The 26,652-nt window shown below is 58.0% G+C and carries 24 protein-coding genes; all 24 read left to right on the plus strand.

Annotated elements, in window-relative coordinates:
* Positions 1 to 116 precede the first annotated feature (116 nt).
* Positions 117 to 1,166, plus strand: a complete 1,050-nt coding sequence (locus G5221_RS05645; protein WP_216951819.1) for an efflux RND transporter periplasmic adaptor subunit — start codon at positions 117 to 119, stop codon at positions 1,164 to 1,166.
* Positions 1,166 to 4,270 (plus strand): efflux RND transporter permease subunit, encoded by a 3,105-nt coding sequence (locus tag G5221_RS05650; protein WP_421262953.1) that lies wholly within the window; start codon positions 1,166 to 1,168, stop codon positions 4,268 to 4,270. Before G5221_RS05645 ends, G5221_RS05650 begins: the two co-directional genes overlap by 1 nt.
* A 347-nt stretch (positions 4,271 to 4,617) precedes the next feature.
* Positions 4,618 to 4,935 (plus strand): flagellar hook-basal body complex protein FliE, encoded by a 318-nt coding sequence (fliE, locus tag G5221_RS05655; RefSeq protein WP_042011636.1) that lies wholly within the window; start codon positions 4,618 to 4,620, stop codon positions 4,933 to 4,935.
* A 45-nt stretch (positions 4,936 to 4,980) separates the two neighbouring features.
* Positions 4,981 to 6,687: a flagellar basal-body MS-ring/collar protein FliF gene (fliF, locus tag G5221_RS05660; protein ID WP_216979265.1), complete on the plus strand. Its 1,707-nt coding sequence runs from the start codon at positions 4,981 to 4,983 to the stop codon at positions 6,685 to 6,687.
* The gene (gene fliG, locus G5221_RS05665; RefSeq protein ID WP_216951816.1) at positions 6,680 to 7,741 is read left to right on the plus strand and encodes a flagellar motor switch protein FliG; all 1,062 of its coding nucleotides are present in this window, start codon (positions 6,680 to 6,682) and stop codon (positions 7,739 to 7,741) included. The genes fliF and fliG overlap by 8 nt, the downstream gene beginning before the upstream one ends.
* 68 nt (positions 7,742 to 7,809) lie before the next feature.
* The gene (fliH, locus tag G5221_RS05670) at positions 7,810 to 8,628 is read left to right on the plus strand and encodes a flagellar assembly protein FliH (RefSeq protein ID WP_216951815.1); all 819 of its coding nucleotides are present in this window, start codon (positions 7,810 to 7,812) and stop codon (positions 8,626 to 8,628) included.
* Between the two features lie 52 nt (positions 8,629 to 8,680).
* Positions 8,681 to 10,012 (plus strand): flagellar protein export ATPase FliI, encoded by a 1,332-nt coding sequence (fliI, locus tag G5221_RS05675; RefSeq protein ID WP_227341092.1) that lies wholly within the window; start codon positions 8,681 to 8,683, stop codon positions 10,010 to 10,012.
* 27 nt (positions 10,013 to 10,039) lie between these two features.
* Positions 10,040 to 10,480 (plus strand): flagellar export protein FliJ, encoded by a 441-nt coding sequence (fliJ, locus tag G5221_RS05680; RefSeq protein WP_227341091.1) that lies wholly within the window; start codon positions 10,040 to 10,042, stop codon positions 10,478 to 10,480.
* Between the two features lie 67 nt (positions 10,481 to 10,547).
* The gene (locus tag G5221_RS05685; RefSeq protein WP_227341090.1) at positions 10,548 to 12,482 is read left to right on the plus strand and encodes a flagellar hook-length control protein FliK; all 1,935 of its coding nucleotides are present in this window, start codon (positions 10,548 to 10,550) and stop codon (positions 12,480 to 12,482) included.
* A gap of 57 nt (positions 12,483 to 12,539) precedes the next feature.
* Positions 12,540 to 13,055: a flagellar basal body-associated protein FliL gene (gene fliL / locus G5221_RS05690; protein ID WP_227341088.1), complete on the plus strand. Its 516-nt coding sequence runs from the start codon at positions 12,540 to 12,542 to the stop codon at positions 13,053 to 13,055.
* Positions 13,056 to 13,062: 7 nt separating this feature from the next.
* A complete protein-coding gene (fliM, locus tag G5221_RS05695) occupies positions 13,063 to 14,133 on the plus strand; it encodes a flagellar motor switch protein FliM (protein WP_005343961.1) in 1,071 nt (356 codons plus the stop codon).
* Between the two features lie 49 nt (positions 14,134 to 14,182).
* Positions 14,183 to 14,575, plus strand: a complete 393-nt coding sequence (gene fliN / locus G5221_RS05700) for a flagellar motor switch protein FliN (protein WP_005343964.1) — start codon at positions 14,183 to 14,185, stop codon at positions 14,573 to 14,575.
* Positions 14,572 to 14,952 carry a flagellar biosynthetic protein FliO gene (gene fliO / locus G5221_RS05705; RefSeq protein WP_216951810.1) on the plus strand — a complete coding sequence of 127 codons (381 nt, stop codon included), beginning with the start codon at positions 14,572 to 14,574 and terminating at the stop codon, positions 14,950 to 14,952. Before fliN ends, fliO begins: the two co-directional genes overlap by 4 nt.
* Positions 14,939 to 15,712, plus strand: a complete 774-nt coding sequence (gene fliP, locus G5221_RS05710; RefSeq protein WP_216951809.1) for a flagellar type III secretion system pore protein FliP — start codon at positions 14,939 to 14,941, stop codon at positions 15,710 to 15,712. The genes fliO and fliP overlap by 14 nt, the downstream gene beginning before the upstream one ends.
* Positions 15,713 to 15,737: 25 nt before the next feature.
* Positions 15,738 to 16,007 carry a flagellar biosynthesis protein FliQ gene (gene fliQ, locus G5221_RS05715; protein WP_005334727.1) on the plus strand — a complete coding sequence of 90 codons (270 nt, stop codon included), beginning with the start codon at positions 15,738 to 15,740 and terminating at the stop codon, positions 16,005 to 16,007.
* The gene (gene fliR / locus G5221_RS05720) at positions 16,004 to 16,801 is read left to right on the plus strand and encodes a flagellar biosynthetic protein FliR (RefSeq protein ID WP_216951808.1); all 798 of its coding nucleotides are present in this window, start codon (positions 16,004 to 16,006) and stop codon (positions 16,799 to 16,801) included. Before fliQ ends, fliR begins: the two co-directional genes overlap by 4 nt.
* Entirely contained in the window at positions 16,794 to 17,924 is a 1,131-nt protein-coding gene (gene flhB / locus G5221_RS05725) for a flagellar biosynthesis protein FlhB (protein WP_421262954.1), read from the plus strand. Before fliR ends, flhB begins: the two co-directional genes overlap by 8 nt.
* Positions 17,925 to 18,031: 107 nt before the next feature.
* The gene (gene flhA, locus G5221_RS05730) at positions 18,032 to 20,137 is read left to right on the plus strand and encodes a flagellar biosynthesis protein FlhA (protein ID WP_216951806.1); all 2,106 of its coding nucleotides are present in this window, start codon (positions 18,032 to 18,034) and stop codon (positions 20,135 to 20,137) included.
* 16 nt (positions 20,138 to 20,153) lie between these two features.
* Positions 20,154 to 21,578: a flagellar biosynthesis protein FlhF gene (gene flhF, locus G5221_RS05735; RefSeq protein WP_421262955.1), complete on the plus strand. Its 1,425-nt coding sequence runs from the start codon at positions 20,154 to 20,156 to the stop codon at positions 21,576 to 21,578.
* A 34-nt stretch (positions 21,579 to 21,612) separates the two neighbouring features.
* A complete protein-coding gene (locus G5221_RS05740) occupies positions 21,613 to 22,455 on the plus strand; it encodes a MinD/ParA family protein (RefSeq protein WP_408082997.1) in 843 nt (280 codons plus the stop codon).
* Positions 22,448 to 23,167 carry an RNA polymerase sigma factor FliA gene (locus tag G5221_RS05745; protein ID WP_216951804.1) on the plus strand — a complete coding sequence of 240 codons (720 nt, stop codon included), beginning with the start codon at positions 22,448 to 22,450 and terminating at the stop codon, positions 23,165 to 23,167. Before G5221_RS05740 ends, G5221_RS05745 begins: the two co-directional genes overlap by 8 nt.
* A gap of 111 nt (positions 23,168 to 23,278) precedes the next feature.
* Complete coding sequence (gene cheY, locus G5221_RS05750; RefSeq protein WP_041234108.1) at positions 23,279 to 23,662, plus strand: chemotaxis response regulator CheY; 384 nt, start codon at positions 23,279 to 23,281, stop codon at positions 23,660 to 23,662.
* A gap of 12 nt (positions 23,663 to 23,674) precedes the next feature.
* Positions 23,675 to 24,415 carry a protein phosphatase CheZ gene (locus tag G5221_RS05755; RefSeq protein ID WP_216951803.1) on the plus strand — a complete coding sequence of 247 codons (741 nt, stop codon included), beginning with the start codon at positions 23,675 to 23,677 and terminating at the stop codon, positions 24,413 to 24,415.
* An 11-nt stretch (positions 24,416 to 24,426) separates the two neighbouring features.
* The gene (locus tag G5221_RS05760; protein ID WP_421262956.1) at positions 24,427 to 26,637 is read left to right on the plus strand and encodes a chemotaxis protein CheA; all 2,211 of its coding nucleotides are present in this window, start codon (positions 24,427 to 24,429) and stop codon (positions 26,635 to 26,637) included.
* Positions 26,638 to 26,652: the final 15 nt, after the last annotated feature.

The raw sequence follows: 26,652 nt of genomic DNA on the forward strand, positions 1-26,652 counted from the left end.
TGAGTTCACCATGCACCTGTTACGTTTTGTCACATTTATACATAGTCACGGCATAGTCTGGGGCTAAAATGGCCCCCACTCAGATTTCCCCTTCTTAACACTTCATGGATTGTTTGATGAAAATGCGTATCTGGATTGGCCTCGGCCTGCTCTCTCTGGTAGCGGCCATCTGGTGGGCGGTTGGCCACTTGCAACCAGCAGCCAAAGCCCCTTCCCGCGAGATAAATATTCGTACCCAGACCGTCAAGCAGAGTCTGGCCGAGCCGACTCTCAAGCTGGTAGGTAAACTGGCGGCCAACCACTCGGTGGTGATCACTCCCGAGGTGACCGGGCGCCTGGTCAAGATTGCGGTGCAGTCGGGTCAGCAGGTCAACAAGGGCGATACGCTGGTCGCGCTGGATGCGGGCAAGCAACAGGCGGAGCTGGCCGAGCAGAGTGCCAGTCTGCGCGACGAGAATCGCAAGCTGACCGAGATGCGCAAGCTGGTCGCCCGTGGAGCCGTCACCCAGTCGGTGTTGGAGGGGCAGGAGGCCACCGTTGATCAGGTGCAGGCGCGGGTCGATGCCGCCCGTTACGAACTCTCCCAGCGCACTCTCACCGCTCCCTTTGCCGGTACCGTGAGCCTGATTGATTTGAGCGAAGGGGCCCTGGTCAATAGCGGCGATACCCTGTTGCACCTCGACGATATCGACACCCTGCGCCTCGATCTGGCAGTGCCGGAGCGCTACCTTTCCCTGCTGCGCCCCGGCATGGCGGTGACAGCGACCAGCGCAGCCTGGCCGGATCAGCGCTTTAACGGCACCCTCACCACCCTCGATAGCCGTATCTCCAACGAGACCCAGAACATCAAGGCGAGGGTCGAGTTACCCAATAATAACGGCCAGTTGCGCCCGGGCATGCTGCTCAACGTGGAGCTCTTGCTCCCTTCCCGCCAGCTCACTCTGATCCCTGCCCAGTCGGTGGAGTACGCCGGCGAGCAGCGTTTCGTCTATCGCCTTGAGGCCGATGGCCGGGTCAAGCGGGTGCCAGTGGTGCTCGGCGAGACCGAGGGTGAGACTGTCTGGGTTACCGAGGGGCTGAAAGTCGGCGATCGCATCGTGGTCGAGGGGCTGGTCAACTTGCGTGATGGTGCCAAGGTGCACGATCTGGCGGAGGTAAATGGCTGATGTGGCTCTCCGATATCTCAGTACGCCGACCGCTGGTGGCGGTGGTGCTCAGTGCCCTGCTCAGCGTGTTCGGTCTGGTCGCTTTTAGCAAATTGACGGTGCGGGAGATGCCGGACGTGCAGATCCCGTCGGTCTCCATCACCACCACCTATGAGGGCGCGGCTCCCGCAGTGATGGAGAGTCAGGTCACCAAGCCCATCGAGGATCAGCTCTCCGGCATCAGCGGTATCAAGAATATCAACTCGGTGACCCGCAAGGGGCGCTCGATGATCACGGTGGAGTTCAAGCTTGGCTGGAACATGGTGGAGGGGGTCTCCGATGTGCGCGACGCCCTGACTCGCGCCAAGAGCAAGCTGCCGGAGGATGCCGACGAACCGCTGGTGACCAAGGATAGCGGCAGCGGTGATGTGGCGGTCTGGCTCAACTTCAGCAGCAGCCAGATGGATCGTACCGCCATGACCGACTACGCCACCCGGGTGCTGGTCGACCCCTTGAGCCTGGTGGACGGGGTGAGTGAAGTGGCGCTCTCCGGCGATCTGACGCAGGTGATGTATGTGCGGTTGAGGCCGGCCGATATGGCGGCCCGCGGCGTGACGGTGGCGGATGTGCAGGATGCCCTCAAGCGCGAGAACATCGAGCTGCCGGGTGGCGAGATCCGCAACAACTCCATGACCATGTCGGTGCAGATTGCCCGGCTCTACCACACCGCCGAAGATTTCCAGCAGTTGCAGGTCCGTACCGCGACCAACGGTCAGAGTGTCTATCTGGCCGATATTGCCGATGTGGAGGTGGGAGCCAAGAACGAAGACAGTGCCTACCAGCGCAATGGTAAGGAGAGTCTGGGTATCGGCATCGTCGCCCAGTCCACCGCCAACCCGCTGGCGGTGGCACAGGGGGTGGAGAAGAAGCTGGTGGAGATGCAGCGCTTCCTGCCGGAGGGGGCCACCCTTGAGGTTGACTACGACTCCACCATCTTTATCAAGCAGGCCATCGACGAGGTATATGAAACACTGGCCATCTGTGCCGTGCTGGTGGTGGCAGTGCTCTATCTGTTCCTCGGGCAGGGGCGCACCACACTCATTCCGGCCATCACGGTCCCGGTGTCGCTCATCTCCGCCTTTATCGGCGCCTGGTATCTCGGTTTTTCCATCAACCTCATCACCCTGCTGGCGCTTATTCTCGCCATCGGTCTGGTGGTGGATGATGCCATCGTGGTGGTGGAGAACATTCACCACCATCTGCAGCGGGGTGAGCCCCCCCTGCTGGCGGCTTGGCACGGCACCCGCGAGGTGGGCTTTGCGGTCATCGCTACCACCGCCGTGCTGGTAATGGTCTTTATTCCCATCGCTTTTATGGATGGTATGGTGGGCAGGCTCTTTACCGAGTTTGCGATGTTGCTTTCGTTGGCGGTGCTCTGCTCCTCGCTGGTGGCGCTGACCCTCACGCCAGCCATGGGCTCCTGGCTGATGCGCCCGCTCGACAAGCCGAACCGGCTGACGGCGGCCCTCGATCGCGCTTTGGGCCGGATGGAGGGGCACTATCGTCACCTGCTGCAGGGGCTGCTTCGTCGCTCCCGCTGGATGCCGCTGGCGCTGCTGCTCTGTCTGGCCGGTATCGGTGCCCTCTTTACCCAGCTGCCTAGCAGTCTCACCCCGACCGAGGATCGCGGTGTGGTCTTCGTCTTCGTCAAGGGGGCGGAGGGGACCAGCATCGAGCGGATGAAGCGCAACATGCAGCAGGTAGAATCGACCATCATGCCGATGCTGGGCCAGGGGGTGGTCAAGGCGATGAGCTTCAGTACCCCCGCCTTTGGCCGCGGCGGTGATCAGACCGGTATGGTGATTATCCAGCTCACCGACTGGGCCGAGCGCGACATCACCGCCACTCAGTTCTCCCGCTCGCTCGGCGCCAAGCTGTCGGTTATTCCCGACGTGATGATCCGCACCTTCCAGCCAGGCTTTCGTGGCGGCTCTACCGCTGCGGTGCAGTTCGTGCTGCAGGGCAACGACTATGCCGAGCTCTACCAGCAGGGGCTGGCGCTGCAAAAAGCGGCGCAGGCGAGCGGCCTGATGATAAGCCCGGATCTCGACTACGCCGAGAAAACGCCGGAGCTGCAGGTGACCGTCTCACGTGACAGCGCCAGCCAGCTCGGCATACCGGTCTCCACCGTTGCCAGCACTCTGCAGGCGATGCTGGGCGGGGTGAGCAAGACCACCTATGTGGACAGGGGCGAGGAGTACGACGTCTACCTGCGCGCCAACCAGAAGGAGTTCAACGGCATCTCGGATCTCGGCCGCATCTACCTGAAGGCGGCCAATGGCGAGATGGTGAGCCTTTCGACGCTGGCGACCGTCAAGCAGGTGGCGACCGCCAACCGCCTCAACCACTATCAACGCCAGAAGGCGGTGACCCTGACCGCCGATGTGGCACCGGATCACACTCTGGGCGAGGCGCTCGACTTCCTCGATGGCTGGGCCAACGAGCATCTGCCGAGCGGCATGACGGTCGATTACGCCGGTGACTCCAAGGATTACCGCGACAATCAGGGGGAGATGGCGATGGTCTTCGGCCTCGCCCTGCTGGTGGTCTATCTGGTGCTGGTGGCCCAGTTCGAGAGCACCCTCACCCCGACCGTGGTGATGATGACGGTGCCGCTCGGCATCTTCGGCGGTCTACTTGGCCTCTGGTTGACGGGGCAGGAGATGAGCATCTACAGCCAGATCGGGATGATCATGCTGATCGGCATGGTGACCAAGAACGGTATTCTCATCGTCGAGTTCATCAACCAGTTGCGTCAGCGCGGTGAAGGATTCGAAGAGGCGATCATCGCGGGTTCGGTGCGCCGTCTGCGGCCGATCCTGATGACCTCGCTCACCGCCATCATCGGCGCTGTGCCGCTGATGCTCTCCATGGGGGCTGGCTACGAGAGCCGGATGGCGGTGGGGACCGTGGTCTTCTTCGGTCTCTCCCTGGCGACCCTGGTTACCCTGCTGGTGGTGCCCGCCACCTACCACCTGATCGCCCGTCACGCCAGCATGACCGGGCAGCGGGATCAGCAGGTAGATGAGGCGCTGGCCGCCAGGGGGGACACTTCTGAGCCATAACGGCAGTGTCCGATGCCAGCTTTGACTGGGGCCGCGGAGCGTATCAGTCCGCACCCGCAAGCGTGCAGAGCCCGATAGCCGGCTCTGCACGCGCCATCCCCCCGGACTGATAGCCCGTCGAGTGGTTAATCTTCACAACAAACCACTGGTCAAGTGGCTCGACAAACATCACGGTTCTACGGTGTGGCCGGTTACGGAGCCGTGCCGTGCGTGAAGCGGCCTATTCCCCGATCCCCCTCATCATCTCTTTTTCCCCTCCATTTCTGCGGCTTGAGATCGTTTTTACCTAATTGGCACTTTTATTGCTTTTGGTCCGTCAGCGTCAATGATTTGTCTGGGGACAGAAAATGGAAATTAGTGCAAGCAGCCTGATGCAAGAGATGCAGGCTCTCAAGGTAGAGGCCGGTGCAACCCCGCTGTCACAGCCTGGCCGTCAGGTGACCTCCGATTTTGGCCTGCTGTTGCAGCAGGCGCTCGGTAACGTCAACGAGTTGCAGGGCGCAGCCAATGATCTGCGCACCCGTTTCGATATGGGCGACAAGTCGGTGGATCTGGCCGAGGTGATGATCGCGGGCCAAAAATCCTCCATCGCCTTTGAGGCGACGGTGCAAGTGCGCAACAAGATGGTTGATGCCTACAAAACCATCATGAATATGCCGGTCTGAGCGATGACCGTGCATCATGACATGTCAGCAATAAGGACATAAATCGTGGCTACTGACCAAAATGGCGATCTGCTGATAAACGATGAGGGCACCGCCGCCCTCGATGCCAACGAGCAGAAGAGCTCGGCACTGGGATTCTTGTCCAATACCGATGTACTGCGCCAGATCACTCTGATCCTGGGGCTTGCCATCTGCCTGGCCATCGCCGTCTTCATCCTGCTGTGGGGCAAGGAGCCGGATATGCGCCCTCTTGGCACCTATACCACTCAGGAGCTGGTCAAGACCCTCGACTTTCTCGATCAGCAGAAGATCCCCTATGAGGTCGATGGCAAGAGCGTGCTGGTCAGTGCCGAGAACTTTGCCAGTATCCGGTTGGCACTGACCCGGGCCGGTCTCACCAATGCGGCCGATGTAGCCAATGGTGGAGAGGATATTCTGCTCAAGGACTCCAGTTTCGGTGTCAGCCAGAGGATGGAGGCCGAGCGCCTCAAGTTGAGTCGCGAGCGCCAGTTGGCGAGCGCCATTGAACAGTTCCAGAATGTGGCCAAGGCCCAGGTGCTGCTGGCCATCCCCAAAGATAACGTCTTTGCCCGCAACGAGCGCAAGCCCAGTGCTACCGTGGTACTCAACCTGAAAGGGGCGGCACTGGGGCAGGGGGAGGTGGACTCCATCGTCGATATGGTGGCCTCTGCGGTACATGGCCTGGAGCCGACTCGTGTCACCGTCACCGACCAGAATGGCCGCCTGCTTAATTCCGGCTCCCAGGATCCCGTCTCTGCCCAGACGCGCAAGGAATTTGCGATGCAGCAGAAGCAGGAGCTGGAGTACAAGCAAAAAATTGACGCCATTCTGATCCCGGTGCTTGGCGCCGACAATTATACGGCGGAAGTGGATCTCTCCCTCGACTTCTCCCAGCAGGAGCAGACCCGCAAAACCTACAACCCGGATCTGCCTGCAGTGCGCTCCGAGATGACGTTGGAAGAGAACAGCTCCGGCGGCAGCAATGGCGGTGTGCCGGGGGCTCTCAGCAACCAGCCCCCTGCCGCGTCCAATATTCCTGAACAGGCCACTGGCGGTGATGGGGCCAGCGTTGCTGCCTCGGGGCGTTCTCGCAAAGAGGCGACCCGCAACTTCGAACTGGATACCACCGTCAGCCATACCCGGCGCCAGATGGGGGGCATTCGCCGCATGACCGTCTCGGTCGCGGTGGATTACAAGGCGGTGCCCGGTGCCGACGGGGCTGTGACCCGCGAAGCGCGCAGTCAGGCGGAACTCGATACCCTGCGCCGTTTGCTGAGCGGTGGCCTTGGCTTTGATGTGACCCGTGGTGATACCCTCGAGGTGGTCGCCATTCCGTTCAATCGTCCCGAGCTTGATACCGTGGCCGAGGTGCCGCTCTACGATCAGCCCTGGTTCTGGCGTGCGGTACGGATTGCCGCTTCGGTACTGGTGATTATTGTCTTGATCGTCACCGTGGTTCGCCCCATGCTCAAGCGGCTGCTCTATCCGGATGCCAAGCCGGAAGGGGAAGTGGACTTTGACAACCACACCGTATTGGGGGGTGACGACGAGCTCAGCTTGCTGGCAGCCCAGGTTGAGGGAGAGCAGGTATTCGGGGTGCGCGATGGTCAGCTGAAACTGCCGGATCTGCACCGTGATGAAGATTTGCTCAAGGCGGTGCGTGCGCTGGTGGCGAACGAACCGGATCTGGCCGCTCAGGTCATTAAAGAGTGGGTAACCAAAGATGCCTGAAGAAACTAAAAGCCAGGTGACCGGCAACGACATTACCGACAGCCAGCGCCAGTTGCTGGATCAGATGTCCGGTATGGAGATGGCGGCTGTATTGATGTTGAGCCTCAACGAAGAGGATGCCGCCCAGATCTTCCGCCATCTCGAACCCAAGCAGGTGCAGCGGCTCGGTATGTCGATGGCCTCCATGTCCGATTTCAGTCACGATCGGGTGGCGGCGGTGCACCGTCAATTCATCGACGATATCCAGAAGTACACCAACATAGGTATCGGTAGTGAAGACTTTGTGCGCAAGGCGTTGGTGGCGGCCCTTGGCGAGGACAAGGCGAGCAACCTGGTGGACCAGATCATTCTCGGTTCCGGCGCCCGTGGCCTCGATTCGCTCAAGTGGATGGATGCCCGTCAGGTGGCCAGCATCATCCAGAACGAACACCCGCAGATCCAGACCATAGTGCTCTCCTATCTGGAGCCGGAGCAGTCCGCCGAGATCCTGAGCCAGTTCCCGGAGCAGGTGCGCCTCGATCTGGTGATGCGTATCGCCAACCTCGAAGAGGTACAACCGGCGGCACTGCAAGAGTTGAACGACATCATGGAGAAACAGTTCGCCGGTGCGGCCGGTGCCCAGGCAGCCAAGATGGGCGGCCTGAAGGCAGCCGCCAACATCATGAACTATCTGGATACCAATATCGAAGGCCAGTTGATGGACTCCATCCGCGAGTCGGACGAAGAGATGAGCCAGCAGATCCAGGATTTGATGTTCGTGTTCGAAAACCTCATCGATGTGGACGATCGCGGTATCCAGACTCTGCTGCGGGAAGTGCCTGGGGATCTGTTGCAGCGCGCCCTCAAGGGGTCCGACGATCAGATGCGCGAGAAGATCTTCAAGAACATGTCGAAACGGGCGGCAGAAATGCTGGCAGACGATCTGGAGGCCATGGGGCCGATCCGGGTCTCCGAGGTGGAGGCTGCCCAGAAGGAGATCCTCTCCATCGCCCGCCGTCTGGCGGATGCCGGCGAGATCATGCTGGGTTCCGGCGGTGGCGAGGAGTTCCTCTAAACCATGGCCAACTCATGTAACCTGTCTGCCGCCCAGTATGTTGTCTTGGCAAGGAGCGGCGCGAATAGATGAACAACAAGCTGCGTGGTTATGTGCGGCCTGAAGGGGAAGAGACCCGGGTAGAGGCCTGGGGCTGGCCCGAAATGGACGTGGTGGCTGAGGCCGAGACCAATGCGCTCGGTCTTGCACCTGACTGGTATCAGCAGGAAGAGGAGGTGGTGGAGCCGGAACCCGAGCAGGAGCCGACCCCCAGCATCACCGCCGAAGAGCTCGAAGCGATCCGTCAGGCCGCCTGGGAAGAGGGACTGACCGAAGGGCGCGAGGCCGGTTTTGCCAAGGGGCTCGAAGAGGGCAAGCTGGAAGGATTGCAACAGGGCCATGCTGCAGGTCTCGAACAGGGGCGCGAGGAGGGGCTGGCCATGGGGCGCGATCTGGTGGAGCAGGAGATCGCCCACTGGCAGGGTCTCGCCGCACGCCTTGCCAATCCCCTGAGCGCGCTGGATCTGGCGGTAGAGCAGCAACTGGTCTCGCTGGTGATGCAACTGGCCCGCGCGCTCATTCGCCATGAAGCAGAGACCTCGCCCCGCATCCTGCTGGAGGCGCTCAAGGAGGGGCTGGCGTTGCTGCCTGCCGCCGAGCAGGGGGTGACTCTGATGCTGCATCCCGATGACATCACGCGAATCGAGCAGGCATTTGGCGCCGACGAGTGCGCCAAGCGGCACTGGCGACTGCAGAGCGATCCCACCCTCTCCCCCGGCGATCTGCAACTGGTCACCGAGCTCTCCAGCATCGATCTGACCCTCTCCGGGCGCATCGATCAGCTGCTGCGCAACTTCTTGCGGGACAATGCGTCGCAGAAACCGGCCTCGCAGGATCCACGCCCATAACCGATGCCGGACGTTACCGTCCGGCTGCACTTTTTAGCTTCCAGGAGGCCAGATGAGCGGCTCGCTACTGAACCGGTTGCAAGGGTACAAGGTACGCGACAGCGCCCCCAAACCGCCGGTTGCCGGCAAATTGACCCGGGTGGTGGGGCTGACCCTCGAAGCCATCGGCTGCCGTGCCGCCATCGGAGCCTTGTGTCGCATCGATACCCTGGATGGGACGCTGGAGGCCGAAGTGGTGGGGTTCTCGGGCGATCGCCTCTATCTTATGCCGAGTGAACAGCTCAAGGGGGTGATCCCTGGTGCCCGTGTGGTGCCCATCACCGAAGAGCACGGTATTCCTGTTGGCATGAACCTGCTTGGTCGGGTCATCGACGGCATCGGCCAGCCGCTTGATGGCCTCGGCCCCATTATCTCGTCCCGGACGGTGCAGTTTGCCCAGCACCGCATCAACCCGCTCTCTCGTCGCCCGATCCATCAACCGATGGATGTCGGGGTGCGCGCCATCAACGCCGTGCTGACGGTCGGTCAGGGCCAGCGGATGGGGCTGTTTGCCGGTTCCGGTGTCGGCAAATCGGTGCTGCTTGGCATGATGACTCGCGGCTCGGTGGCGGATGTGGTGGTGGTCGGCCTCATCGGTGAACGGGGCCGGGAGGTGAAAGAGTTTATCGAGGACATTCTGGGGGAGGAGGGGCGTGCCCGCTCCGTGGTGGTAGCGGCTCCCGCCGATGCTTCGCCGCTGATGCGGCTCAAGGGGTGTGAAACGGCGCTGGCCATTGCCGAGTATTTTCGCGATCAGGGGCTCAATGTGCTGCTCTTGATGGATTCGCTGACCCGTTACGCCCAGGCTCAGCGGGAAATCGCACTGGCGGTGGGCGAGCCGCCAGCGACCAAGGGCTATCCACCGTCGGTATTTGCCAAATTACCGGCGCTGGTAGAGCGGGCTGGTAACGGCAGCGACGGCCAGGGCTCCATCACCGCCTTCTTCACCGTACTGACCGAGGGGGATGACCTGCAAGATCCCATTGCCGATGCGGCGCGGGCGATCCTCGATGGCCACATAGTTCTGTCGCGCGATCTGGCCGATGCAGGCCACTATCCGGCCATTGACATCGAGAAATCCATCAGCCGGGTCATGCCCATGGTCACTTCACCTGAGCACATGGAGTTGGCGCGCACCCTCAAGCAGTTTTACTCCCTCTATCAGCAGAACCGGGATCTCATCACCATCGGTGCCTACAGTCAGGGTTCCGACCCCCGCATCGACCGCGCCATCATTCAAAAACCCTACCTGGATCAGTTCTTGCAGCAGGGGATGCGCGAGGTCATTCACTACGATGATGGCCTGCAAGCCTTGCAGATGGTGGCGATGCCCTTGATGCGTTGATGACGGTTGGGAAGAGAGGGGGCGACTATGAGTAAAGGGTTGCTATTGTTGGCAGAGCGGCTGGCTGAGGCAGAGCAGCAGTGTGCGCTGGCGCTGGTGAAGGCGCAGCAGGATCTCAAGCTGTTTATGGATCAGCAAAATGCCCTCAACCAGTACCGCCAGATCTACCACCAGCAGTGGACCGATCGCGGTTTACAAGGGATTTCGCCCCAGCAAAACAGCCAGTATCACGCCTTTATCAACAAGCTTGAGCAGGCGGCGACCCAGCAATACGAAGGGGTGCTGCAGGTGCGTCAGGCGCTGGAGCAACGTCGTGGAGAGTGGCTGGCTGCCCAGCAGCGACGCAAGGCGGTAGATCTGTTGCTGGAGAAGCAGGCGAGCCGCGAGCAGCAGAAAGCTCTGCGTCAGGAGCAGAAGATGCTGGATGAGTACGCCATGTTGCGGCGTTTTCATCAATCTGGCCTGTAACTTGCTTTGATCTGGACATTGTCGGCGGCCATCTCGTAGGGGGCCGCTAGAATTCAGGGATGCCATCATGATGCAGACAGTGTTGACACAAACGCCTTCGGCTGCGGCCAACGGGTTGGACAAAGCGCCTCTGAGCAGCTCAGTCGAGAGCAATGGCATCGATCTGGGGGGGCGCGACAGCAAGGGTGATTTCGCCACTCTGATTGCCAAGGCCCGGAACAGCGAACAGGGCGCCGCCGAGGCTACTCAGGGCGATAAAAATGTCCGATCAGCCAAATCTTTGGCGACCGAGGGCGCCTCTCCCAAAGAGGAGGCCAGCAAGGAGCAGGAGCCTGGCGCCGTCAACAAGGCGGAGGAGGTCCCTGCCACCGACTTTCTGCTCCGTCTGCAAGACTCCCTCAAGCTCGATACCTCGCTAGTGACTCCCCAGCTGGCGGTGGCGGCCCAACAGAGCGCCACTGCGGCAGACGGCAATCCGTTGCCGCAAGAGGGTGCGCTGGAGGGGATTGCGCTTGATGAAAGCGAGCAGTCCCCTGCAACTGTCAGGACTGTACGCCAACTTGCCGATCTGTCCGGGGCGCAGTCGCTTCTGGCTACGACTGGTAAATCTTCCCTTGAAACTCCGGTTTCACTCTCTGCAGGAGGAGTGATTGAGCAGGGCGACGCCTCGACCGCCGTACTGTCCTCCGCTCCCAACACTTCTGAGGGGAAGGATGCCGCCGCCACCCAAGATGGTCAGCCCGGGGAGAAAGTCTCTGCCAAGGGTGAAACTCTCGGGGCAGATGACAAGCTCACCAAGCCCCTTACGGGGGCTGAGCGGATGGCCCAACTGGCCAGGGTGTTGCCGGTTGAGGCGTCCGCCAATGCGGCAAATAGTGGTGAGTCACCCGCAGTGAAAGAGGGAGATGACAGCAAATCCGACCCCGCTGCCAGCAGCGTCGTGACCGGCAAGGGACAAGCTGCTCAAGCCGCGATTCAGGGGGCGGTGCTCAAGGCATTCGGTGAGGGGGGCAAACAACCAGATGCGGGTAGCTCAACCACTTCTACTGCCGTAGAGAGCATCGCTAATGGGGCTGGCAAGGGAGCTGATAAGAGTAGCGCCGAGGGGGGACAGCAGGCAGCGACAACCACATCCTCCAATCCAGGTGCGGCGCAAGTGACGACAGTGCAAAGTGCCACAGCCCAGAGCAGCGTGACGCCAAATGTGACGACTCAGACCGATAGCGCTGCCGCACCCGTGATGGTGGCGCCGCAGCAGGTGTTGGCGCAGGCCGAATCTCAGGGGCCGCAAGCACCGCTGTCGAGCATTTCAGCCGGGATAAGGCAGATGGAAGTGACGGGCACCGACGAGGTGCGCAAAGCGGTTTCGCTTGAGGTAAAACCGAAGGCCGGTGAGTCTGAGAAGAGTCTTGTCGCTACGACATCGAGCAGCGAGAGCAGCCAGAGCCAGACTGTACAGCATGGCCAGAACAGCCAGCCTCAGCCCCAGGTGGCCGACAGCCGGGCGCCCGCCGCTGAGGGCACGTTGCGCCGTGAACCGCAGAATTTACCCCATTTGAAACTGTCTAGTCAGGAAGCACCCGCCGAATTGCACCAGAAGGTAAACCTGATGCTGGCCGACAAGCTGCAGCAGGCCGAGCTTCAGCTAGACCCCATCGGCCTTGGCAAGATGAAGATCAAGATCCAGATCGACGCATCCAGCCAGGCGAGCGTCCATTTTGTAGTCCAGCACGGACAGACCCGTGAGATGCTGGAGCAGGCGATGCCCCGTCTGCGTGAAATGCTGGCGGGGCAGGGGATCCAGCTTGGCCAGACCCAGGTGCAGCAGCAGTCACAACAGTCACCGCAGCAACAACAGCAGGGTCAGTCGGCGTTTGCCGGGCAGGGACAATCAGGAGAGGGACACTCCGGTCATAGCCATCTTGACGGGGAGGTCACTACGACCAACCCCAATTTGTCGGTGGAATCGACAAACGGTTCAGGAATAGATTTCTATGCTTGATGCAATCCCGAGTAAGTTTATGATATCGAACAAGTTTGAGACTAGGGTGGACAAGGGATGGCTGACGATAACGAATTGACGCTAAAAGACCCGGCTGCGGGCAAGAAAAAGAAGCTGATTATTATCATTGCCCTGGCGGTCATTTTGCTGGGCGGTGGTGGAGCTGGCGCCTGGCTTATGCTGTCCGGCTCGGATACCCCCCCTGCCGAAGCGGCGGAGGGTGCTGAGGCCAAACCCAAGGTGGAAGCACCCCAGCCATCCCTTTATGTCGGGATGCCGCGTCCCTTTGTCTTCAACGTCGCGGGAGCCCAGCGGGATCGACTGGTGCAGATCAAGATCCAGCTGATGGTGCGCGGCACCGCCGACGAGACGCTGGCCAAACAGAATATACCCCTGATTGAAGGCACCTTGCTGCGGGTGTTCAGTGCAGCCAGTGCCGAACAGCTGATGACCTTTGAAGGCAAGGAGAAGCTGCGCAAGGATTCACTGGAAGAGTGCCGTCGGGTGCTTAAGGACCTGGTCTCTTCCCCCGTTATCGAACAAGTGCTGTTTACCGGCTTTGTAATGCAGTAGGTGAAGCGTGAGCGATCTGTTAAGTCAGGACGAAATTGATGCCCTCTTGCACGGTGTCGATGATGTCGAAGAGGAAGAGATAGGCGGCGCCGGAGACCCCGGCGTTGCCCAGTTTGACTTCTCCTCCCAGGACCGCATCGTCCGTGGCCGGATGCCGACCCTGGAGCTGGTGAACGAACGTTTTGCTCGCCACATGCGGATCAGCCTGTTCAACATGATGCGTCGTACCGCCGAGGTCTCCATCAACGGGGTGCAGATGCTGAAGTTTGGTGAGTATGTTCACACCCTGTTCGTGCCGACCAGCCTCAATATGGTGCGTTTCCGGCCATTGAAAGGAACCGCACTCATCACCATGGAGGCACGACTGGTTTTCATTCTGGTGGAGAACTTCTTCGGTGGTGACGGGCGCTACCACGCCAAGATTGAGGGGCGCGAGTTCACGCCGACCGAGCGACGGATCATCCAGATGCTGCTCAAACTGGTGTTTGAGGATTACAAGGATGCCTGGGCGCCAGTGATGGACGTAGGGTTCGAGTATCTCGACTCTGAAGTGAACCCGGCGATGGCCAACATCGTCAGCCCGACCGAAGTGATTGTGGTGAGCTCGTTTCACATCGAACTCGATGGTGGCGGCGGCGATTTCCACGTGGCCATGCCCTACTCCATGCTGGAGCCGATCCGTGAACTGCTCGATGCCGGTGTGCAGAGTGACAAGGGTGACACAGACGTGCGCTGGAGCAAGGCACTTCGTGACGAGATCATGGATGTAAAGGTCGAGTTGAGGGCCAAACTGCTGGAGACCGAACTCACTCTGCGTGAACTGATGGAGCTGCAGCCGGGAGATATTATTCCGGTCGACATGCCCGAACATTTGCTGGTCTACGTGGAAGATTTGCCCACCTTCCATGCCAAGATGGGGCGGACCAAGGAGAATGTGGCACTCAAGATCACCGACAAGCTCAAGCGCCCGGAAGGGGTCAAGACCGAGATGCATCTGGTGACCCGGGGTGGTGTACGTATCGATGGTGAGGCCGAGCTTGAAGAGCTTGAGCGCAGCATCGAAGAACAACAGCGTTAATCGACGGTTTGCAGTTATTGATCGTCACGAAGTGGTATAAGGAAACAAGATGAGCGGAACAGAGGAAGAGGATCTGATGGCTGATGCCTGGGCGGCAGCACTGGAGGAGCAGGTGACGGCGGAAGCCAAACCGGCCCCGCTGGAAGAGCTCAAGGACGATGCCCCTATCAGTGCCGAGGAGCGGCGCAAGCTTGACACCATTCTGGATATTCCGGTCACCATCTCGATGGAGGTCGGTCGCAGCCAGATTAGCATTCGTAACCTGCTGCAGCTCAACCAGGGCTCGGTCGTGGAGCTGGATAGGGTGGCGGGCGAGCCCCTCGACGTGCTGGTTAACGGTACCCTGATCGCTCACGGCGAGGTGGTGGTGGTGAACGACAAGTTCGGTATTCGCCTGACCGACGTCATCAGCCAGATTGAACGGATTAAGAAACTCAAATGATGCGTCTGCTGCTGTTGTGGCTGCCATTGCCGGTGTTTGCCGAGGTGGGGGGGGCCGCCAACCCTCCCAGCCTGAGTTCCTGGCTGCTCTCCAGCCTGATGGTGATCGGGCTTATTCTGGTGCTGGGTTTCTTGCTCAAGAAGAGCAAAATTGCCACCGCCATGGGGGGCGGGCAGATGAGAGTGATTGCTACGCTGCCTGTGGGCTACAAGGAGAAGTTGCTGGTGGTCAAGGTGGGTGAGCAGCAGCTGCTGGTCGGCGTAACGCCGCAGCAGGTCAACTTTCTCTATCGGCTGGAGGAGCCGCTGGACGAACAGCAGCCGCAGGCATTTTCCCAGCAGCTGGGTAAGTTGATGGGCAAACATGAAAAAAACTAACGGCTTGTTGTGGCAAAGCGGATTGCTGGCCAGCCTGTTGATTTCGCTGTTTTGCGCCTGGCCTGCGTTGGCGCAGGACGGCATGTCGGCAGTGACCGTCAAGACCATGGGGGATGGCTCTCAGGAGTACAGCCTGACCCTGCAGGTGCTGGCGTTGATGACGGCACTTTCATTCCTGCCGGCAATGGTCATCATGATGACCTCGTTTACCCGTATCATCATAGTGTTGGGTATCTTGCGTCAGGCGATCGGTCTGCAACAGAGCCCCTCCAACCAGGTGTTGATCGGCATCGCCCTGTTCATGTCGTTCTTCATCATGTCGCCTGTGCTGGATCGCATAAATGACGAGGCACTGCAGCCCTATCTGGCCGAAACCATTGAGGCCAAGGAGGCGCTGGAACGGGCTGAATTGCCCATCCACCAGTTCATGCTGGCCCAGACCCGGATCAAGGATCTCAATACTTTTATGGAGATCGCCAACGTGCAGGTGGAGAAGCCTGCCGATGTGCCGCTGCGGGTGCTGATCCCGGCCTTTGTCACCAGCGAACTGAAAACAGCCTTCCAGATTGGCTTTATGCTGTTCTTGCCGTTTCTGGTCATCGATCTGGTGGTCGCCAGTATCTTGATGGCGATGGGGATGATGATGCTCTCGCCGATGATCGTCTCGTTGCCTTTCAAACTGATGCTGTTTGTGATGGTGGATGGCTGGAACCTGATCCTGGGTTCGCTGGCCAACAGTTTCGGACTGGGTGCCGGTTAACCGGTCCCATGCAAGGAGCCCGAACATGAGTCCAGAAACCTTTGTCGATGTATTTCGTGAGGCGCTCTGGCTGGTCAATATCATGGTCAGCGCCGTGATCCTGCCCAGCCTTGCTATCGGGTTGGTGGTAGCCATCTTTCAGGCCGCCACCTCCATCAACGAACAGACCTTGAGCTTTCTGCCCCGTCTCATCGTGACCCTTTTGGCCCTAGGGATTGGTGCTCACTGGGGAATGCAGAGTCTGATGGACTTCTTCATCCTGATGGTCAATCAAATTCCCGAGGTGGTGGGGTGACCTATACCACCGCTCTGATCATGGAGTGGTTGTCGTCCATTCTCTGGCCACTGGCTAGAATAAGCAGCCTTTTCATGGTGATGGCGGTATTTGGCAGCCGGCTGGTCGCCGCTCGGATCAGGTTGGGGCTGGCGGTAGCCGTGACGTTTCTGGTTGCTCCTCTGCTCCCTCCCATGCCCCCAGTGGAGCTCTTCTCTGCCGGCAGTTTTCTGGTCTTGGGCCAGCAGCTGCTGATCGGTATTGCGCTGGGGTTGATGACCCAGTTTCTGATGGAAAGCTTCGTGATGGCGGGGCAGGTGATAGCCATGCAAACCAGTCTGGGTTTTGCCACCCTGGTGGATCCGATGAATGGCCAGTCGGCCCCTGTGGTCGGTCAGTTTTATCTGATGCTGGCGACTCTGGTATTTCTGGCGCTTGATGGTCATCTGGTGATGCTACGCCTGGTTATCCTCAGTTTTGAGACGCTACCCATCTCCGATAGCGGTCTGTCACTCTCTTCTATGCAAACCCTGAGCGCGTTCCTGGGGGTCATGTATCAGGCCTCGCTGGTGATGGCCCTCTCTGCCATCGTGGCGCTGTTGCTTATCAACTTCGCTTTTGGCGTGATGACCCGGGCAGCCCCCCAGCTCAATATTTTCAGTATCGGTTTTGCCGTCAGCATGATGTCGGGTTTGCTTATCCTCTGGCTTACGATCGGCGGGTTCCTCGGCCATTTCGACACCTTGTGGGAGCGGGTGCAGGAGGTCAGTTGCGAGCTGATTGACACCCAATGTTTCGGAGGTGTCAATGGCTGATACCGACCAGGAACGTACCGAACAACCCACGGGCAAACGACTGCAACAGGCCCGTGAAAAAGGGCAGATTGCACGTTCAAAGGAGCTGGGAACAGCCAGTGTGCTGTTGTCAGCCGTATTTGGCCTGCTGTTTATCAAGGGTTACCTGGCGAGCGCCATGCTCAAGGTGGTGACCATGGGCTTCACGCTGAACAGAGAGCAGGCTTTCGATCCCAATGCCATGGTTGCCATGGTGCCGGCGCTGCTGGGGGAACTGGTGTTTCCGCTCGGATTGCTATTCGCTCTGGTCGCTATTGCAGCTTTTATCGGCAATATCCTGATGGGGGGGATGAACTTCTCCACTGAAGCAATGATGCCGAAATTCAGCAAGATGAGCCCCATCAGCGGGTTCAAGCGGATGTTTGGGGTGCAGTCACTGATTGAGCTTGTCAAGTCCATCGCCAAGGTGGTGTTCATCACCCTGTTTGCCTGGTGGATGCTCTCCAGCCAGTTTGATCATCTGCTCAACCTCTCCATGGAGGGATTCCCCGGCGGGATTATAGATGCCCTCGACCTTTTTTTGTGGATGCTGATCATTCTTTGCTGTGCCCTGTTGCCTATTGTGGCCATCGATGTGCCGTTCCAAAAATGGAACCATATGCGTCAGCTCAAGATGACCAAGCAGGAGGTGAAGGACGAGTTCAAGGATAGCGAGGGTAAACCCGAGGTAAAGGGCAAGATCCGCCAGTTGCAGATGCAGATGGCGATGCGCCGGATGATGGGGGATGTACCCAAGGCTGATGTGGTGATCACCAACCCGACTCACTACTCGGTAGCGCTCAAGTATGATGCGGGCAAACCCGGTGCCGCGCCCAAGGTCTTGGCCAAGGGAACTGATGAAATTGCAATGAAGATCAGGGAGATAGCTAGAGAATACGAGATACCCATCATGCCGTCACCGGCCTTGACCCGGGCTATCTACCACTCTACCGAGTTGGGCCACGAGATCCCGGAAGGGTTGTTTGCGGCGGTTGCCCAGGTTCTGGCCTATGTCTTCCAGCTCAAGAAATTCCGCCGTGGCCAGGGGCGCCGTCCTCAGCCGCTGGCTAAAGATCTGCCCATTCCGACCGAATATCGCAAATGACAAAGTTCTGACGTTGTCAAAATAAATTCATTGTATTTCAATGTGTTGTATTATTGGCTTAATGTTTGCTTTAATCTGGCACCAGCAGGTTGACATTGAGAAGAGCGATGGAATTCAAGGCAGTATTGGGCCAGTTAAAACAGTCTCGGGGAGTATTGAGCAAAGGCCTTGGTACCCCTCTGCTGGTATTGGCCGCGCTCGGCATGGTGGTGTTGCCCATCCCGCCACTGATGCTGGATGTGCTCTTCTCCTTCAACATTGCGCTCTCTATCGTGGTGCTGCTGGTATCCGTCTATACCCGGCGTCCCCTCGAATTTGCTGCTTTCCCGACCGTATTGCTGCTGGCCACCTTGCTGCGGCTGGCATTGAACGTGGCCTCGACCCGGGTGGTGTTGCTGGAAGGTCACAATGGCAGTGCAGCGGCAGGCCATGTGATCGAGGCATTCGGTAATGTGGTGATCGGCGGTAACTATGCAGTCGGCATCATCGTCTTTACTATCCTGATGATCATCAACTTTGTGGTTATCACCAAGGGGGCCGGGCGGATCGCGGAAGTGAGCGCCCGTTTTACTCTGGATGCGATGCCGGGCAAACAGATGGCCATCGATGCCGATTTGAATGCCGGCCTCATCAACCAGGAAGAGGCGAAGAAGCGTCGCCAGGATGTGACCCAGGAAGCGGACTTCTATGGCTCTATGGATGGTGCTTCCAAGTTCGTCAAAGGGGATGCCATTGCGGGCATCATGATCCTCTTCATCAACATCATCGGCGGCTTTATCATCGGGATGATGCAGCATCATCTTACCTTCAGGGAGTCTGCCGAGATCTATACCCTGCTGGCGATAGGTGACGGTCTGGTGGCGCAGATCCCCTCCCTGTTGCTCTCTATCGCCGCCGCCATCATAGTGACCCGTCAGAATACCGATCAGGATATGGGCACGGCGGTATTGGGCCAACTGTTCGACAATCCCAAGGCCTTGATCATCTCTGCCGGTATCCTGCTGATGATGGGACTGGTGCCGGGGATGCCGCACTTCGCCTTCCTGAGTCTGGGGGCGATCGCTGCCGCTGGAGCCTGGTGGCTGCTGCGCCGCGAGAAGCTGGCGGTAGCCAAAGCAGCCAGCGGCGAGTTGATGCCGACCAGTACTGACCAGCCATCGCATGAACAGAAAGAGTTGAGCTGGGACGATGTGATGCCGGTAGACATCATCGGGCTGGAAGTGGGTTACCAGCTAATCCCGCTGGTGGATCGCAATCAGGGGGGCGAACTGCTCAACCGGATCAAAGGGGTGCGCAAGAAACTCTCGCAAGAACTGGGCTTTCTGGTGCCTGCCGTCCACATCCGCGACAACCTGGATCTGGCACCAAATCAATATCGCATCACCTTGATGGGAGTCAGTACCGGCGAGGCCAGCGTCTACCATGATAAAGAGATGGCCATCAACCCGGGGCAGGTATTCGGCCAAATTCAGGGGATTGCTACCCGGGATCCCGCGTTTGGACTTGAAGCAGTGTGGGTAGCCAAGGAGCAGGTGTCACAGGCGCAGACCCTGGGGTATACAGTGGTGGATACTGCGACCGTAGTTGCCACCCATTTGAGTCAGATCTTGACCAACCATGCCTCACTGTTGCTCGGCCATGACGAGGTACAACAACTGCTCGACATGATTGGCAAACACCAGAGCAAGTTGGTCGAAGGGCTGGTGCCGGAAGTGATCAGCATGGGTAACCTTGTGAAGGTATTGCAGAATTTGCTCAATGAAGGGGTGCCAATCCGCGATATGCGCACTATCCTGCAGACCCTGGTTGAATACGCGCCGCGCAGTCCGGATCCGGAAGTGCTCACCGCGGCTTGCCGGATTGCCCTGCGTCGTCTGATTGTGCAGGAGATTGCCGGCCCAGACCCAGAGCTACCGGTGATAACATTGGCACCTGAATTGGAACGTATATTGCATCAATCCCTGCAGGCGGGTGGAGGTGATGGTGCCGGTATTGAGCCGGGTCTGGCGGAGCGAATGCAGCGCTCGCTGGTGGAAGCCACTCAACGACAAGAATTGGAAGGCCAACCGGCCGTGCTTCTGACATCGGGGATCTTGCGCAATACCCTGGCAAAATTTGTCAAGAATGCCATTCCTGGATTGCGCGTTCTGTCTTATCAGGAAGTGCCCGACGACAAGCAGATCCGCATCGTCAGTGCGGTAGGGCAGAACTAGTTAGCGGAGACGACGGGTGAAGATTAAGCGGTTTTTTGCCAAGGATATGCGAACGGCTCTGGCCGAGGTCAAGGAGACGCTCGGGCCTGACGCTGTCATCATGTCCAACAAGAAGGTCACCGGAGGGGTAGAGATAGTCGCCGCAGTCGATTATCAATCCCAGGTTCCGGGGCCCAAAGATGCGCCGGTTCGCCGTCAGCTGAACGATGAGAGTGTCAATATTTCGTCTGCTGCTCGGCAGATGACCCGCCCCGAGCCCACAAAGGTTCAGGAACAGAACGAACATTATGCCGATACCCTGGCCGCCTTGCTGGCGCGCCAGCAGAAGCTCAAGTCGGGCAATGGGGCGCCAATGGGCAATACCCAATCGGCCGGTCTGGCCGCTGCCAATGCAGCGCCCAGAACATTGGCCGAGCAGGGGCAATGGGGCGCCGCCCCGGAACCTGTCAAGCCCAAAGCCCGGGTTGCCTCCGCCCAGCGTTCTTCTCAACCTGCTCAGCGGGATCAGGAGATGGAGGGGATGCGCAAGGAGATGGCCAGTATCCGCAAATTGCTGGAGCACCAGATCTCCGGTCTGATGTGGCAGGAAGTTGAGCGACGTGAGCCGATGCGGGCTCTGCTGATCAAGGAGCTCAAAAAGATGGGCTTTGACGATGCGTTTGCCGATCAACTGGCGGGGCTGATCCCTGAAGACATGCCCATCCATCAGGCGATGGCCCAGTTGGCGGAAGTGTTGACGGCTCAGCTCAAGATCAGCGAGGACGAGATTTTACGTCAGGGGGGCGCCGTTGCCCTGCTGGGGCCGACCGGGGTGGGCAAGACCACCACCATCGCCAAATTAGCCGCCCGTTTTGCCATGAAGTATGGTGCCGAGAAGGTGGCCCTTATCACCACTGACAACTACCGGATCGGTGCTCATGAGCAATTACAGACTTATGGCCGGATCATGGGCTGTCCGGTGCGGCAGGTGCGTGATGCCGAAGAGCTGGCCAATGCCCTCTATCAGTTCCGCCACCGTCGGCTGGTATTGATCGATACGGCAGGCGTGGGGCAGCGGGATATCCGGCTGACCGAGCAGCTCGATACCCTGGTCAAGAATGCCAAGGTGAGGATCCGCAGCTATCTGGTGATGTCGGCAACCTCCCAGCGTCGGGTAATGCAGGAAGCGGTTGACCATTTCCGGCGCATTCCCTTGAGCGGCTGCATACTTACAAAGTTGGATGAGAGTCTGAATCTGGGCGAAGTAATTAACGTGTGTATCCAGAATGCCTTGCCTATCAGTTACATCACGGATGGGCAGCGGGTTCCGGAAGATATTCAGGTTGCCAATGCGGCGCAGCTTGTCGGCGCGGCCATGGGCTCGCTGGAGCGAGAAACAGAAGAGCCCTATTTCTGGGGCACAGGCTTTGGCGAGGCCGAAGATTCGGAGTTTTATGAGTAACATGTATATGGATCAGGCGAGTGGTCTGCGCAAAATGCGTCAAAACAATCGAGTAAAAGTGATCGCCGTTTCCGGTGGTAAAGGTGGCGTGGGCAAGACCAACGTGACCCTGAACGTGGCGGGAGCCATGGCGGCCCAAGGCAAACGGGTAATGGTGCTGGATGCTGACCTTGGTCTGGCCAACGTCGACGTCATGCTGGGGCTGCGGGTTCATCGCAATCTCTCTCACGTGCTGGCAGGTGAGTGCACTATCGACGACATTATCGTTGAGGGACCGTATGGCATGATGATTGTGCCTGCAACCTCGGGGACCCAGTCCATGGTCGAGCTTTCACCGGTACAACATGCCGGACTGATCCGCGCCTTCAGCGAGATGAAGACCCAGGTCGATATTCTGATGGTGGATACGGCGGCGGGGATCTCGGACATGGTGTTGAGTTTCACCCGTGCTGCGCAGGACATCATGGTGGTTGTGTGTGACGAGCCGACTTCCATTACCGATGCCTATGCCCTCATCAAGATCCTCTCCAAAGAGCACGGTGTATTTCGCTTCAAGGTAGTGGCAAATATGGTGCGCAGCCTGCGTGAAGGGCAGGAGCTTTTCGCCAAGCTGACCCGGGTAACCGATCGTTTCCTCGATACGTCACTGGAACTGGTTGCCTGCGTGCCTTATGACACCAATCTGCGTGCAGCCGTGCGCAAGCAGAAACTGATTGTCGAGGCGTTTCCCAAGTCGCCGGCGGCTTTGGCTTTCCGCGCATTGGCCAACAAAGCAGCTAGCTGGCCGGTACCAAACCAGCCTGGCGGTCATCTGGAGTTTTTCCTGGAGAATCTGTTGCAGACTCAGGCCACCACACAGGAAGGTTCCCGTGAATAAAGCCCAAGCGTACTTGCGTCATCAGGATTCCTATCTGCTGGTAGAGCGCCATGCTCCACTGGTCAAGCGGATTGCCCAGCATTTGCTGGCTCGCCTGCCAAGCAGTGTCTTGCTGGATGACCTGATACAGGCAGGTATGATTGGGCTGCTCGAAGCGTCACGGAACTTTGATGGTAGCAAGGGAGCCAGTTTCGAGACCTATGCTGGGATTCGTATCCGTGGTGCCATGCTGGATGAGATCCGGCGTGGTGATTGGGTGCCCCGTTCCGTGCATCGAAACAGCAGAGCGATTGCCGAAGCGATCGAAAATGTGGAGCAAGCCAATGGACGGGATGCTCGCGACGCGGAAGTCGCAGCGCAAATGGGGGTCTCTCTCGCTGATTATCATGTCATGCTGCAGGATGTCTCCTGTGGCAAGATCATCGGTATCGAGGATCTGGGGGTCAGTGAGGATGTGATCGGTAACCCTGATGAAGCTCCGTCAGGCTCGGGGTTTGATGAACTGGCCACAGAACGATTTCAAATTCAACTGTCGGAGCAAATTGGTCGCTTACCGGAGAGAGAAGCCCTGGTTCTCTCTCTTTACTACGATGAAGAGCTGAATTTACGTGAAATTGGCGAGGTTTTGAATGTGAGTGAGTCGCGCGTGAGTCAGATACATAGTCAGGCAATGCACAGACTACGCGCTCGTTTGAGAGATTGGCATCTATAAGTGTTTGTACTGGCTACACTGAGATGAAACTCTAAGGCATAATCCGCATGACACAACCCGTTTTTAGCATCATGTAAGTGAGCCACTGAGGTGGCTATTGAGGAGGGAATTTTGGACAAGAACATGAAAATCCTCATTGTTGACGATTTTTCAACGATGCGCCGGATTATCAAGAACTTGCTTCGCGACCTTGGGTTCAACAATACCCATGAAGCGGATGACGGCAACACAGCATTGCCGATGCTGAAAAATGGTGATTTCCAGTTTGTGGTTACCGACTGGAACATGCCAGGCATGCAAGGTATCGACCTGCTGAAAGCCATTCGTGTCGATGAAAAGCTCAAGCATCTGCCGGTACTGATGGTGACGGCAGAAGCCAAACGCGAGCAGATCATCGAAGCCGCGCAAGCCGGCGTTAACGGTTATATCGTCAAGCCTTTCACTGCAGCAACGCTCAAAGAAAAACTCGACAAAATTTTTGAACGCCTTGGCTAAGGAGCAGCAGGGATGATGGCCAAAACGAAAGCAATGATTTCGCTCGACCAGGCAAGGATGCTTGTTGCTCATCTGGAGCAAGGTGAATTCGAGCTGGCCGATGAACTGCTTGCCAATGTATGTGCCCCCAACGCAGCCGATCTATTTGAAAAAGTTGGTCAGCTGACCCGACAACTGCATAACTCACTTCAAGAATTTCGTCTCGACCCCCGAATTCCCGATTTGGCCACCCATGACATTCCCGATGCGAGGGAGCGCCTCAATTACGTCATAGATATGACCGACAAGGCTGCCAATCGCACCATGGATGCGGTAGAGGCCAGTCTGCCAATAGCGGATCGCCTGAATGATAATATCCAGCTGGTGATGCCCAACTGGAATGCACTGATGTCCAGGGATATGAGCGTGGGGCAGTTTAAGTCCTTATGCCATCAACTTGATGATTTCATTAAGGCTTCTGAGTCAGATGCCGATAAGTTACGACAACTGCTGACAGAAATTCTGATGGCACAAGACTTTCAGGATTTGACAGGCCAGATGATCCGCAAGGTCATAAAACTGGTTCAGGAAGTTGAAACAAAATTAATAGAAATGCTGACTATGTTTGGTGAGGCTGCAGCTGAGCATTCAACTCGTACTCTCCCTGTGAACGGGATTGAAGCCGAAGGCCCAATCATGAATCCAGAGGCGCGTGCCGATGTAGTCAATGGTCAGGATGATGTGGACGATCTGCTGTCTAGCTTGGGATTCTAATGGAGTGACGCATGGCCTTCGAAGTTGATGAAGACATACTGCAAGACTTTCTGGTCGAAGCATCCGAAATATTGGAACAGTTGTCTGAGCAACTGGTCGACTTGGAAAAGCGGCCTGATGACAAGAATCTGTTAAATGCCATCTTTCGCGGTTTCCATACCGTAAAAGGCGGTGCCGGTTTCCTGTCTTTGGGGGAGTTGGTTGACGTATGCCACGGCGCTGAAAACGTATTTGATATCTTGCGTAATGGCAAGCGAACCGTGACTGCCGAACTGATGGACGTGATCCTGCAAGCGCTGGACGCCATAAACGTCATGTTCGCCCAAGTACAAAACCGTGAAGCGCCAAGTCCTGCGTCTGATGATCTGCTCCATGACCTCCACGAGTTGTGCAAGCCTGAAGGAGAAGAGCAACTCCGAACCGCGACAAGTGGCGCTATTGCCATGGAGCAGGAGGCTGTCACTCCTGTTGTTGATGTTCTCTCCGACCCCGAGGTTGTTGAACCGATAAACCAGGCCAGCGATCCTGCTCCTGTTAACGGGGGCGGATCCATAGACGAGATTTCAGCTGATGAATTCGAGCGTCTGCTGGATGAGCTGCATGGCGTAGGGGGCACACCAGCCAAGAGTGCGCCAGGAGCGACTGTTGCTGGCGAATCTGGCGATATCACCGATGATGAGTTTGAGGCCTTGCTGGACCAGCTCCATGGCCAGGGACAGCACATGGGGGCGCCAGAGGTGAATCCTCTGAAATCGGTGCAAAAAGAGGTGGACGAGCTTATCGATGATGATGAGTTTGAGCGTCTGCTTGATGAATTGCATGGTCGTGGCCAAGGTCCTCAGAGTAGTATGGCACCTGCCGCACCTGCCGCACCTGCCGCACCTGCCGCACCTGCCGCACCTGCCGCACCTGCCGCGGTGACTGCGCCCAAACCGACAACGCCTGTAGCCAAACCTGCACAGGCTGCCCCCGCAAAACCTGCCGAAGCAGCCAAGGCATCAGCTCCTGCCGCCAAGGCTACGCCAGCTCCTGCCGAAAACAGTGCCGTGCAAAGCGATACGACGGTGCGGGTGGATACCAAGACTCTCGATGTCATCATGAACATGGTAGGTGAGTTGGTACTGGTTCGTAACCGGCTGGTGAGTCTGGGTATTGCCAGTAATGATGAAGAGATGTCAAAGGCGGTTGCCAATCTGGATGTGGTAACGGCTGACCTGCAAGGTGCGGTGATGAAAACCCGCATGCAGCCAATCAAGAAGGTATTTGGTCGTTTCCCGCGCGTGGTACGTGATCTGGCCAGAACCCTCAAAAAAGAGATTGAGCTGGTGATGGTTGGGGAAGAGACCGACCTCGACAAAAACCTGGTGGAGGCGCTCGCCGATCCTCTTGTTCACCTTGTTCGCAACTCCTGCGATCACGGGGTCGAAATGCCGGATGTGCGGGAGAAAGCGGGCAAGCCGCGGCAAGGGACGATCACCCTTAGCGCCTCCCAGCAAGGCGATCATATCCTGCTTTGCATTGAGGATGATGGCGCCGGGATGGACCCGGAAAAACTCAAGTCTATTGCCATCAGCCGCGGTGTGCTGGATGCAGATACTGCCGCGCGCATGAGTGATAACGATGCCTATAACCTGATCTTTGCCCCCGGATTTTCGACCAAGTCCGAGATCTCCGATATCTCTGGCCGTGGTGTCGGAATGGACGTGGTTAAAACCAGTATTGTCAGCCTCAATGGGTCAGTGCACATCGATTCTACCTGGGGGAAAGGCACCCGTCTCGAAATCAAGGTTCCGTTGACGCTAGCCATTCTGCCGACCCTGATGGTTGAAGTGGGTGAGCAGACCTTCGCTCTTCCCCTTGGTTGTGTGAACGAGATTTTCCATCTGGATCTGAAAAAGGCCAATATGGTCGATGGTCAGCTCACCATCATTGTGCGTGATAAGGCGATTCCCCTCTTTTATCTACACAAGTGGTTGATCCGTGGTACCAACAAGCGCTCACGTCAGGATACCGGGCATGTGGTGATCGTGCAGATTGGCACTCAGCAAATCGGGTTTGTGGTCGACAGCTTGATTGGTCAAGAAGAGGTGGTGATCAAGCCGCTCGATAATCTGCTGCAAGGCACCCCGGGGATGGCTGGTGCAACCATTACCAGCGATGGCGGTATTGCCCTTATTCTGGATGTACCGAGTCTGCTCAAAGCATATGCGCGTAGACATTAATCGCTCAGGCCCAAG

Source organism: Aeromonas sp. 602200, from assembly GCF_049173895.1.
Classification (GTDB): domain Bacteria; phylum Pseudomonadota; class Gammaproteobacteria; order Enterobacterales; family Aeromonadaceae; genus Aeromonas; species Aeromonas veronii_A.